The following is an 11,874-nucleotide window of genomic DNA, read 5'->3' as shown; positions in this document are numbered from 1 at the left end:
GCGCCTTGCGATCCAAGCTCTTCATGGCCGCGCTCTCCGCCGTGCGATACAACCCCGACCTCAAGGCCTTCTACGAACGGCTTATCGGAAACAAAAAGACACCAAAAGGCGCACTCCTCGCCGTTGCCAGAAAGCTCGTCACCATCGCAAACGCGGTCCTCCGGCCTCAGCCCGAACCCGCCACAAACTGAGTTGATGACACTCACTGAATAGAGAATTGTCATCCTGAGCACCCAAGGGGTGCGAAGGATCTCGGGCGCCATGCGACACCGGCCCGCCTGTGAGCGTCAGGCGATGCCAGCGGCGGTGCGCCACCCACACACGAAAACCGGGCGGCCCCATCGGAGCCGCCCGGTCCGTCTCGTCCGGGGATCGGGGGCGCGCAGGCCGCGCCCCCAAGCCGGGATCAGTCCGCCGCGGCGGTCAGATCCTCGCCGGTCTCCTGATCGACCTGCTTCATGGTCAGCTTGACCTTGCCGCGGTCGTCGAAGCCCAGCACCTTCACCTTCACCAGATCGCCCTGCGCGACCACATCGGCCACCTTCTGCGGGCGCTGCCTGGACAGCTCCGAGATGTGCACCAGGCCGTCGCGGCTGCCCAGGAAGTTCACGAAGGCGCCGAACTCGACCACCTTCACGACCTTGCCGGTGTAGACCACGCCGATTTCCGGATCGGCGGCGATGCCCTTGATCCAGTCCACGGCGCGCTGGGCGTTGGCGGCATCGGTGGCGGCGATCTTGATGGTGCCGTCGTCCTCGATGTCGATCTTGGTCTGGGTGGTCTCGGTGATCTCGCGGATCACCTTGCCGCCCGTGCCGATGACCTCGCGCACCTTGGAGGGGTTCACCTTGATGGTGGTGATCCGCGGCGCGTTGCCCGACACTTCCTCGCGCGCCCCGGTCAGGGCCTTGCCCATCTCGCCCAGGATGTGCATGCGGCCGTCCCGGGCCTGCTTCAGGGCGACGTCCATGATCTCCTTGGTGATGGACGTGATCTTGATGTCCATCTGGAGCGCGGTCACACCCTCGGATGTGCCGGCCACCTTGAAGTCCATGTCGCCGAGGTGGTCCTCGTCGCCCAGGATGTCGGTCAGCACGGCGAAGTCGTCGCCGTCCTTGATCAGGCCCATGGCGATGCCCGCCACCGAGCGCGGCATGGGCACGCCGGCGTCCATCAGGGACAGCGACGAGCCGCACACGGTCGCCATGGAGGACGAGCCGTTGGACTCGGTGATCTCCGAGACCACGCGCATGGTGTAGGGGAAGTCCGCCTTGGTCGGCAGCAGCGGCCGGATGGCCCGCCAGGCCAGCTTGCCGTGACCGATCTCGCGACGGCCCGCGCCGCCCATGCGGCCGGTCTCGCCCACCGAGTAGGGCGGGAAGTTGTAGTGCAGCATGAAGTGCTGGCGGAACTCGCCCTCCAGCGCGTCGATGATCTGCTCGTCCTGGCCGGTGCCCAGGGTGGCCACGACCATCGCCTGGGTCTCGCCGCGCGTGAACAGCGCCGAGCCGTGGGCGCGGGGCAGGAAGCCCACCTCCACCTCGATCGGGCGCACCGTGGCGGTGTCGCGGCCGTCGATGCGCTTGCCGGTCTTCAGGATGGTGCCGCGCACGATCTCGGCTTCCAGCGCCTTGAAGGCGGCCCCGAACAGGGCCAGCGCGGGATCGTCGCCCTCGAACGCGGCCTGGGCGGCCTCGCGGGCGGCGGCGATCTTCTTGTGGCGCTCCACCTTGTCCGGTTCGGCATAGGCGGCGATCAGCACTTCGGCCGCGACCTCGCGCAGCTTGGCGGCGACGACCTCGGCCTCCGGCGGGGGCGCGGGCACGTCGCGCGGTTCCTTGGCGGCCATCTCGGCCAGGTCGATGATGGCATCAATGACCGGCTGGAAGGACTCGTGACCAAAGTTCACGGCCTCAAGCATGATCTCTTCCGGCAGCTCCTGGGCTTCCGATTCGACCATCAGAACGCCGTCCTTGGTGCCGGCGACGACCAGATCCAGATCGGACTCCTTGAGCTGATCCAGGGTCGGGTTCAGCACCAGCTCCTGGTCGATATAGCCGACACGAGCGGCGCCGATGGGGCCCAGGAACGGCAGACCCGAAATGGTCAGCGCCGCCGAGGCGCCGATCATGGCCACAACGTCCGGGTCGTTTTCCATGTCATGGCACAGCACGGTGCAGATGACCTGGGTCTCGTTCTTGTAGCCCTTGTGGAACAGCGGCCGGATGGGCCGGTCGATCAGGCGCGAGACCAGGGTTTCCTTCTCGGTCGGGCGGCCTTCCCGCTTGAAGAAGCCGCCGGGGATCTTGCCGGCCGCGAAGGTCTTTTCCTGGTAGTGGACGGTCAGCGGAAAGAAGTCGAGGCCCGGGCGCGGGCTGTGCTCGCCGACGGCCGTGCACAGCACGGTGGTCTCGCCGAGCGAGGCCAGGACGGCGCCGTCCGCCTGACGGGCGATGCGGCCGGTCTCCAGGACCAGCTTGCGGCCGCCCCAGTCGATTTCCTTGCGGAAGACATTGAACATGGACATGAGAGTCATCTTTCCCTTGCGTGAACGTCGCCGCCTTGTGGCGCGCCCTGCGGCGCCGCGCCTCGTGCGCGGGCCGGTCCCATGCCGGGCTCCGGACAGGAGATATGTCTGGAAGGGGGCCGGTGCGCTGGTCTCCCCGGGTATGCTCTGGCCAGCGCTGGGTGGACGGGCAGCCGGGACGGTCCCGGATGCCGCAACGCGCGGGGGGCGCTGGCCCGCGATCGGCGTGCCGCGATCGCGGTGCCGGGCCCCCGGGGGACCGGCCCGTTCTCGATCGCGCCACAGCGCCCGGTCTCGTCGAACGGGAGAGCGTGCGACGTCGTGCGGGGCGACGGACCCGGCCCCCGATGGGGCCGGGCGGGTCGCGCCGGACTACTTGCGGATGCCGAGACGGCCAATGAGGGTCTCGTACCGGCTGCGTTCAACCTTACGGACATAATCCAGCAGCCGCCGACGCTGGCCGACCATCATCAGCAGGCCGCGGCGGGAGTGGGTGTCCTTCTTGTGCGTCTTCATGTGTTCGGTCAGGTTGCTGATCCGTTCGGTCAGAATGGCTACCTGGACTTCGGGCGATCCGGTGTCGCCGTCCTTGGTGGCGAATTCCTTGATGAGTTCCTGCTTGCGTTCGGGCGTGATCGACATCGTGAACCTTGGCTCCTTGGAAACATGGCGGCCGCGCCGGTCCAGCCGGGCGGCGGGATGGAAAACAAACGACAAAACGGCAGGATCGCGTCACCCTGATGGGTGCCGCCCTGCCCGGTTCTAAAGGTTCATGACACGAATCGGGCGGATGTCCCCGCCGACGATCCTGGCCAGGGCCACCAGCCGCGCGCCGCACATGGCCTTGAAGACCGGATCGTGCGGCGCTTCTGGCGCCGATGGCCCGGCGATGCCGTCTCCCTCCACCATCCCCGTGCGCGACAGAACCGCGGACAGGGCCACGGGTTGCCCCATGGCAAGGCGTCGGGCGTCTGCGTCCGTCAGGGCCAGGGCCGGGATGTCGTCCAGCGCGGTCTCGACGGACAGCAGGGCATCGGAACCGGCGGCACTATGCCCGAGCGCCTCCAGTTGTTCCAGGGAAATCGCGCGCGATTCGGTGAACGGTCCGCAACTCAGGCGGCGCAGCGCGTCCATGTAGGCGCAGGTCCCCAGCCGGGCGGCCAGATCGCGGGCCAGCGCGCGCATGTAGGTGCCCTTGCCGGCGGCGATCAGCAGGTCCAGGCGGTCCGGATCGGCGGCGGCCTGGTCGGGCGAGGTCAGGATCTCGATCGAGTCGATCCGCACCGGGCGCGGTTTCAGGTCCATGTCCGCGTCGGCCCGGGCCAGGTCGTAGGCCCGCCTGCCGGCCACCTTGACCGCCGAGAATCGGGGCGGAACCTGTTCGATCACCCCGGTGAAGGCGGGCAGGGCGGCGCGCACCTGATCCAGGGTGGGGCGCACGGGGCTGGTCTCGACCACCCGGCCTTCGCCGTCGTCGGTGTCGCGCGCCTCGCCCCAGCGCAGGCCCATGCGGTAGAGCTTGCGGCCATCCATGACGTGACCGACGGTCTTGGTGGCCTCGCCCAGGGCCACGGGCAGGATGCCGGTGGCGAGCGGGTCGAGCGTGCCGCCGTGGCCGGCCTTGGCCGCGCCGGTGATGCGGCGCACCGCCGAGACGACCGTGGTGGAGGTCAGGCCCAGGGGCTTGTCGATCACCAGCCAGCCGTGAATGGGCAGGCCCTTGCGCCTACGCCCCATCGTCCCGGTCTTCGTGCTGGTCGTCGCCGTCCCGATCGGGATCCGAGTCGTCGTCGCCGTCGGTCTCCGCCGGTTGGCGCGGCGCGATGTCGCGGGCGACCTGCGGCGAATGCAGAATGGCCTCGATCCGGTCGGCCTCGTCAAAGCTGGTGTCGGTGGCGAAGGTCAGGTCCGGCACATGGCGCATGCGCACCCGCTCCGCCACGGCATGGCGCAGGAACGGCTTGACCCGGCGCAAACCGGCGAGCACCTCCGCCTCGGCCGCCTCTCCCCCGCCCAGGGGCATGCAGAAGACGGTGGCGTTGCGCAGGTCGGGGCTGACGCGGACCTCGGTGATGGTGACCGGGGTGCCGGCCAGGGCCGGATCCCGGATGTTGCCTTCCTCCAGCGTCCAGGCGAGGGCGTGGCGAAGCTCCTCGCCGACGCGCAACTGGCGCTGGGATCGCGGCCGGCCGGCGGCGCGCTGGGAGGATCGGGCGGGGTCGCGTCTCATGGTGACGGGACTCCTGTGTCACGGACAGGCGGGCAGGGGGGTGGTGGCGTGCGGTCGGGCCGCGAGGCGAGTCGCGCCGACGCCTAGAGCGCCGCCGCGACCTCCTCCAGCTCGTAGCACTCGATGAAATCGCCCACCTGGATGTCGTTGTAGTTCTCGAACGACATGCCGCACTCGTAGCCCTCGCGCACCTCGCGGACATCGTCCTTGAAGCGCTTGAGCTGGCCCAGGCTGCCTTCGTGCACCACCACGTCGTCGCGCAGCAGCCGCACCTTGGCGCCCCGCTTGACCTGGCCTTCGGTGACCATGCAGCCGGCGACCTTGCCCACCTTGGTGATGTTGAACACCTCGCGAATCTGGGCGTAGCCGATGAAGTGCTCCTTGAAGGTCGGCTCCAGCATGCCGGTCAGCAGCGCCCTCACGTCGTCGGCGACGTTGTAGATGATGCTGTAATACCGGATCTCGACGCCGTCGCGGCGCGCCATCTCGCGGGCCTGCGGGTTGGCGCGGACGTTGAAGCCGATCACCAGCGCATCCGAGGCCTTGGCCAGCGTGATGTCGCTTTCGTTGACGCCGCCCACGGCCGCATGCAGGACGCGCACCTTGACCTCTTCGGTGCCCATCTTTTCCAGGGTGCCGATGAGCGCCTCCACCGAGCCCTGCACGTCGCCCTTGATGACGACGGGCAGTTCCTTGGCCTCGCCGGTCTGGATGCGTTCGAACATCTGCTCCATGGACCCGCGCGCCGACTTGACGAACTGGGTCTCGCGGTCCTTGCGCTGGCGGTAGCCGGAGACCTCGCGGGCCTTGGCCTCGTCCTCGACCACGATGAAGTCGTCGCCGGCCTCGGGTGTGCCGTTGAAGCCCAGCACCTCGACCGGAGAGGCCGGCCCGGCCTCCTCCAGGCGCTCGCCGCGCTCGTTGACCAGGGCGCGCACGCGGCCCCACTCCTTGCCGCACACGAACGTCTCGCCGACCCGCAGCGTGCCGCGCTGGATCAGAACGGTGGCCACGGACCCGCGCCCGCGCTCCATCTTGGCCTCGACAACGGCGCCCTCGGCCACCCGGTCGGGGTTGGCCTTCAGGTCCAGGATTTCGGCCTGCAGGAGGATCGCCTCCTCCAGCTTGTCCAGGTTCAGGCGCTTCTTGGCGGAGACCTCGACGGTCTGCACGTCGCCGCCCATTTCCTCGACCACGATGTCATGCTGCAGCAGCTCGGTGCGGACCCGGCTGGGGTCGGCCTCGGGCAGGTCGATCTTGTTGATCGCCACCACGATGGGCACCTTGGCCGCCTGGGCGTGGCGGATGGCCTCGATGGTCTGCGGCATGATGCCGTCGTTCGCGGCCACCACCAGCACGACGATGTCGGTCACCTCGGCCCCGCGCGCCCGCATGGCGGTGAACGCCGCGTGGCCCGGGGTGTCGATGAAGGTGATGCGGGCCCCGCTGGCCAGCTTCACCTGATAGGCGCCGATGTGCTGGGTGATGCCGCCGGCCTCGCCGGAGACCACATCCGATTCGCGCATGGCGTCCAGCAGCGAGGTCTTGCCGTGGTCCACGTGGCCCATGACGGTGACCACCGGCGGGCGGCCGGTCATCTCCGACTCGGTGTCCGGGCCGGAGACCAGCCCGATTTCCACGTCGGCGTCGGAGACGCGCTTGGCCTTGTGGCCGAACTCCTCGACCACCAGCTCGGCGGTGTCGGCGTCGATGACCTGATTGATGGTGGCCATCACGCCCATCTTCATGAGCGCCTTGATCAGGTTGCCGCCGCGCTCGGCCATGCGGTTGCCCAGTTCCTGGACCGTGATGGTCTCGGGCACCGTCACCTCGCGCACGACGCGTTCGGCCGGCCCGTTCATCTGCTGCTTGCGGCGCTCCTTCTGCTGGGCGCGCCGCATGGCGGCCATGGACCGCCCGCGCTCCGACCGATCATCGCCGTTGAGGGCGGTCGAAATGGTCAGCTTGCCGCGCCGCTTGGGCTCGGCCCGCTTGGTCGAGGGGGTCTTGGCCGGCGGCTTGGCCGGAGTCGGCCCGGGCGACGCCCGCCGGGGGGCGGCGCTGTCGTCGGCGTCGGCCACGCGGCGCGGGGCGCGCGCCGTGCGGGCGGCGGCGCCCTCGTCGTCGCTCGAGTCGCCGGCGCGCCCCTTGGCGGGGCGGCGAGCGGCCGCCGGGTCGGCGGCGGCGGCCGGCGTGTCCGTCGGCGCGGCCGGAGTCTCCGCGGCGGGCGCGGGGCCGGCCGTCTCCTGGCGCAGGCGGGCGGCCTCTTCCTCCTCGGCCTTGCGGCGGGCGGCTTCCTCCTCCTCGGCCTTGCGCCGGGCCTCTTCCTCGGCGGCCTTGCGAGCGGCCTCCTCGGCCTCGGCCTTGCGGCGGGCCTCTTCCTCGGCCTTGCGCCGCGCCTCTTCCTCGGCGCGGGTCTGGGCGGCCTGGAGGGCGCGCAGGCGGTGGGCCTTTTCCTCGCTGGTCAGATCGCCGGTCAGCGCTTCAGTGGCCTCGCGCAGCTTGGAGTCGGCGGCATTGCCCCGACCCCGCCGCGCGGCCTCGGCCTCGGCGGCCTGCACGTGGCGCTTCTTGCGAACCTCCACCTGCACCACCTTGGAGCGCCCGTGCGAGAAGTTCTGACGCACCTGTCCGCTCTCAAGCGGGCGCTTGAGTTCAAGCTTGCCGCGCGAGGACAGCGACAGGGGGGCCTTGCGATCTTTTTCGTCAGCCATTCGACTCAGCTTCGCTCCACATCACAGTCATGTCGCCGGGACGTCGGGTCCCGGGCGGTCCGGGTCATTGGACCCGTTTGGTCGATCCGGCCGGATCCCGGACGGCGCCGGAGTCATCGGGCGGGGGCGCTCCGGGCGACTTGGCCTCGGCCAGCGCCTGGTCCACGGATACGACCATCGGACCGGGTCTGAACCCGGCCAGCAGGTCGCACGCCTCAAGAAGAGCCTTTGCCAGCTTCCCCCGGTCCAGGGCCACATGCACGGCACGGTCCCGGCCCAGAGGTTGCCCCAGTTCGGCGGCGTCGAACCCCACCACCAGGCGGCAGGCGCCCCCATCGACTCCCGTTCGGCCCGCCGGATCCGGCCCGGGGGGCGCGTTCACCGTTGGCGACCGGGACCCGGTGACCGCCGCAAGAAGCGCGGCCATCCTGGCCCGGCCGTCGGCCGCGCCATCCCGGGCCGCGAACACGGCCGCCGGCGGGGCGCCGCCCACCGTTTCCTTCACGCGGCCGCGGACCTTTTCGTATCCCGCCACCGCCTGGCCTGCCCGACGGGCCAGACCGAGAAGGGACAGGCAGCGCCGCGTCAACAGATTCTCCACCTGGTCCGCCAGATCGGGCGGAACGGTGACCGGACGTCGGGCTGCGCGCGAGAACAGTCGCCGCCGCGCCGCAATCTCTATCATATCGCGGCTGGGGCTCAACCATAAACCACGCCCCGGGAGCCGTGCGTCCACATCCGGCACCACCCGGCCGTCCGGATCCACCACGAAACGGAGAAGGTGGCGGCGGTCCTTTACCTCGCGGGTGGCAACGCAGCGACGGTGGCCGGTCGGCATGGACCCGGACTCGTCCGCGTCCCCGGCCTCGTCTGGGGACTCGTCTGGGGACTCGTCCGGGGACGAGTCCGGGGAGTCGCCCGATACGCCGTCCGGCGGCGGCGCCTCGGACGCCGCCGCGCGGTCGCGGTCAGTGTGCTGCGGTCCCGCGGCCATCGGCGGTCTGGCCCTACGCCGCCGGTCCGTCGTCGGACGGGCCGGCGGCCGCGTCGTCGGTCGGGCCGTCGGCCGTGTCGTCGGTCGGGCCGTCCGTCGCCCCGGAGTCGGGGGCGCTCTCGGACGTGGCCGCCTCATCCTCGACCCCGTCGCCGAACCAGTGGGCGCGCGAGGCCATGATGATGGTGTTGGCCGTGTCCTCGTCGAGGGTGTCCTCGCCGACGATCTCCCGCAGTTCGTCGCTGGCGAGGTCGGCCAGATCGTCCAGCGTCTTCACGCCGGCCTCGCCCAGCGCCACCAGCATGGTGGCGGACAGGCCGTGCACGAAGGTCATGTCGTCGTCCACGCCCAGTTCGCGCCGCCGCTGGTCGGCGACCTGCTCGCGTTCGTCCAGATATCCCTGGGCGCGCTCCTTCAGTTCGTTGGCGATGTCCTCGTCGAAGCCCTCGATGGAGGCCAGTTCGTTGTCCTCCACAAAGGCGACTTCCTCGACCGTGGTGAACCCTTCGGTCACGAGAAGATGGGCAATGACGTCGTCCACGTCCAGGGCCTCGATGAACGCCTGGGAGCGGGTGCGGAACTCCTCCTGGCGGCGCTCCGATTCCTCGGCCTCGGTCAGGATGTCGATATCCCAGCCGGACAACTGAGAGGCGAGCCGCACGTTCTGCCCGCGCCGGCCGATGGCCAGCGAGAGCTGTTCGTCGGGCACCACCACCTCGATCCGGTTCGATTCCTCGTCCAGCACCACCTTGGTCACTTCCGCCGGCGCCAGACCGTTGACCACGAAGCTGGCCGGATCGTCGGTCCACTGGATGATGTCGATCTTCTCGCCCTGCAGCTCGGCGACCACCGCCTGAACGCGCGAGCCGCGCATGCCGACGCAGGCGCCGACCGGGTCGATGCCCGAGTCGTTGGACAGCACCGCGATCTTGGCGCGCGAGCCCGGGTCGCGGGCGACGGCCTTGATTTCGATGATGCCGTCATAGATCTCCGGCACCTCCTGGGCGAACAGCTTGGCCATGAAGTCCGGCCGGGTGCGCGACAGGAAGATCTGGGGGCCGCGCGGCTCCTGGCGGACATCGTGGATGAAGGCGCGGACCCGGTCGCCGGTCTTGAAGTGCTCGCGCGGGATCAACTCGTCGCGGCGCAACAGGGCCTCGGCCCGGCCCAGGTCCACGACCACGTTGCCGAACTCCACGCGCTTGACCAGACCGTTGACGACCTCGCCGACACGATCCTTGTACTCGTCGAACTGGCGCTCGCGCTCGGCGTCGCGGACGCGCTGGACGATCACCTGCTTGGCGGTCTGCGCGGCGATGCGGCCGAAGTCGATGGGCGGCAGGGGGTCGATGAGCACGTCGCCCACTTCGGCGTCCGGCTTCTTGCGCCGGGCGCGCTCCACGGTGAGCTGGGTCGCTTCGTCCTCGACCTCCTCGACCACGTGCAGGTGTCGTTCCAGCCGGATCTCGCCGGTCTTGCGGTCGATCAGCGCCTGGATGTCGTGCTCGTGGCCGTACTTGGAGCGACCGGCCTTCTGGATCGCCTGCTCCATGGCGACGAACACTTCCTCGCGCTCGATTCCCTTGTCCCGGGAGACCGTGTCGGCCACCTGAACCAGTTCCGGCCGGGTCATGCCCGCAGTGCGTTCCATCTCCATCCGTTCACTTCCCGATATGATGATCCATCCAGCCGCGTGCCGGCCGTTCTGTCCTGATCCTGCGCCGCCCTCGCGTCCCCGGGACACGGGCGTCGTCCTTACGACTCGTCGGCTCCGGTCTGCGGCGCGTCGTCCTCGCGGGTGGCCTTGTCCGCTTTCATGGCGTGGTCGATCAGCGCGTCGGTCAGCACCAGCTTGGCCTTCACCAGCGCCGCCAGCGGCACCGCCCAGTCGGCCTGGCTGCCGTCCGGGCCGGGCTCGGCCGGTGCCACGATCACGGTGTCGTCGTCCGTGATGCCCTTCAGACGGCCCTTGACCCGGCGCCGTCCATCCACGGCCAGATCCGACTCGAACCGGGCCTCGAAGCCCGCGAACCGGGCGAAGTCCTTCCGGCGGGTCAGCGGCCGGTCCATCCCCGGGGAGCTGACCTCCAGGTCAAAGGCGCCCTGGATCGGATCGGCCACGTCCAGCACGGCCGACAGGGACCGGCTGATCGCCTCGCAGTCTTCCACCGTGATGGGGTCGCCATCGCGGCGCTCCGCCATGATCTGGAGGATCCGGCGCTGCTTGCCCATCAGCAGCAGGCGCACCAGGTCGAACCCCAGGTCTTCCAGCGTCGGCTCCACCAGCGTGCGCAGCGGTCCCTGTTCGCCCATCAGCCTGGTCACGGTTGCCGTCGTCTCCCGAGTCTCTGGCGCGGGCGGCGCCGCGTGGTCGTCCCGCGCGCCGGCCACAAAGCCGGCCACACCGCCGGCCACAAAAAAAGGGGGGCCGCAGCCCACCCCAGCGATCCATGACCCGATCGAACCCTCGATCCAGCCACGCTATGAGGAAACAATCCCTGTTCCTAGCAACTCCGCCGGCGTCTGGCAAGGCGTGTCGAGTCTCGTTTCGGGCCGTCGGGGCTTCACATTCCGGGTCCGTCCCCTATCATGGAGGGACCCTCACCCGACGTCGAGGCCCGCCCGGGCGGACTCCCCTGAACCGCGCCGGCGCGGGCGAACGGACAGGGGCGCGCCCCCGAGGCGCGCGTGCCTCTCATGAACACGCGGCATTTGTGCGAGACCCATTGGGACTGGACCCGCGATCAGGTGTTGTCCACGTGGTCGTCGCTGTCCGACCGCGAGGTGGACTCGGTGGCCGGCGATTACGACGGCCTGGTGTCCCTGCTCAGCGACCGCTACGGCTACGGATGGTCGGAGGCCGCGGACCGGCTCGACGAGATGGCGGCGGGGTCGTGACTCCCGGGCGGGGGGCGGCGCGGCCCAGAAATCTGTTGCTTTCCCGGCCCCGTCTCCCTATAAAGGAAAGTCCTGGCCGTCGCGGCCTGGACATCCCAGCGACAACACAAGCGGCACCGCGCCCTTGCGGGCGATGCTCTCTTGTTGCCGCCCGGTCAGGGCGCCGTCCGGTGTCCGCATGATCGGCGTCCGGCGGCCTTGCTGTTTGATCCGTAGACATGGCCCGGTTTCGTGCGGGGCGAGCCTCCTGGTTCGTTCAGTGCGCCGTCCGGCCCTCTCGCGCTTCGTGTCGCGCCGTCGGCGCGGGCCCTCCTTGGGGCCTGCTCCTCACGGTCGGCGACACCCGGTGGCGGCCCGTTTCGGCCCGTGCCGCGGTGCTCTGGAAAGAGACCGCGGGCGGATCGAAAAAACCGTCATCGGCCGCAAAAAAAGCGGTTGACCGGGACGGGTTGGGTGCGTAGAAACCGGCCTCCCGACGCGGCGGGGCTGCCCGAGAGGGCGGCGCGGCCGG

General features: G+C 69.9%; 9 protein-coding genes and 1 pseudogene. 2 read left to right on the top strand and 8 right to left on the bottom strand.

Annotated elements, in window-relative coordinates; translation table 11 throughout:
• Window positions 1–191: pseudogene (locus tag GHC57_RS19670) on the top strand (IS110-like element ISEc32 family transposase); the annotation flags it as partial.
• 215 nt (window positions 192–406) lie between these two features.
• Here GHC57_RS19670 and pnp read toward each other — a convergent pair.
• The 8 genes from pnp to rimP all read right to left on the bottom strand — a co-directional run bounded on the left by pnp (window position 407) and on the right by rimP (window position 10,790).
• A complete protein-coding gene (pnp, locus tag GHC57_RS17825; protein ID WP_153346789.1) occupies window positions 407–2,527 on the bottom strand; it encodes a polyribonucleotide nucleotidyltransferase in 2,121 nt (706 codons plus the stop codon).
• Window positions 2,528–2,899: 372 nt separating this feature from the next.
• Window positions 2,900–3,169 carry a 30S ribosomal protein S15 gene (gene rpsO, locus GHC57_RS17820; RefSeq protein ID WP_153346787.1) on the bottom strand — a complete coding sequence of 90 codons (270 nt, stop codon included), beginning with the start codon at window positions 3,167–3,169 and terminating at the stop codon, window positions 2,900–2,902.
• Window positions 3,170–3,289: 120 nt separating this feature from the next.
• Window positions 3,290–4,264, bottom strand: a complete 975-nt coding sequence (gene truB, locus GHC57_RS17815; protein WP_153346785.1) for a tRNA pseudouridine(55) synthase TruB — start codon at window positions 4,262–4,264, stop codon at window positions 3,290–3,292.
• Window positions 4,254–4,757: a 30S ribosome-binding factor RbfA gene (gene rbfA / locus GHC57_RS17810; RefSeq protein ID WP_153346783.1), complete on the bottom strand. Its 504-nt coding sequence runs from the start codon at window positions 4,755–4,757 to the stop codon at window positions 4,254–4,256. The genes truB and rbfA overlap by 11 nt, the downstream gene beginning before the upstream one ends.
• Before the next feature lie 83 nt (window positions 4,758–4,840).
• Window positions 4,841–7,471: a translation initiation factor IF-2 gene (gene infB / locus GHC57_RS17805; protein ID WP_153346781.1), complete on the bottom strand. Its 2,631-nt coding sequence runs from the start codon at window positions 7,469–7,471 to the stop codon at window positions 4,841–4,843.
• Window positions 7,472–7,535: 64 nt separating this feature from the next.
• Window positions 7,536–8,465 (bottom strand): RNA-binding protein, encoded by a 930-nt coding sequence (locus tag GHC57_RS17800; protein WP_153346779.1) that lies wholly within the window; start codon window positions 8,463–8,465, stop codon window positions 7,536–7,538.
• Between the two features lie 13 nt (window positions 8,466–8,478).
• Window positions 8,479–10,116, bottom strand: coding sequence for a transcription termination factor NusA (gene nusA / locus GHC57_RS17795; RefSeq protein WP_153346776.1), 1,638 nt, complete (start codon window positions 10,114–10,116; stop codon window positions 8,479–8,481).
• 104 nt (window positions 10,117–10,220) lie between these two features.
• Complete coding sequence (gene rimP, locus GHC57_RS17790) at window positions 10,221–10,790, bottom strand: ribosome maturation factor RimP (RefSeq protein WP_343031207.1); 570 nt, start codon at window positions 10,788–10,790, stop codon at window positions 10,221–10,223.
• 372 nt (window positions 10,791–11,162) lie between these two features.
• On the opposite strand from rimP, the gene GHC57_RS17785 reads away from it, so the two are divergent.
• Window positions 11,163–11,363: a hypothetical protein gene (locus GHC57_RS17785; RefSeq protein ID WP_153346774.1), complete on the top strand. Its 201-nt coding sequence runs from the start codon at window positions 11,163–11,165 to the stop codon at window positions 11,361–11,363.
• Window positions 11,364–11,874 lie beyond the last annotated feature (511 nt).

This window comes from Roseospira navarrensis (assembly GCF_009601025.1).
In the GTDB taxonomy this organism is placed as follows: domain Bacteria; phylum Pseudomonadota; class Alphaproteobacteria; order Rhodospirillales; family Rhodospirillaceae; genus Rhodospira; species Rhodospira navarrensis.
Note: the sequence above shows the minus strand (reverse complement) of the source record. Positions and strands in the feature narration are given on the sequence as shown.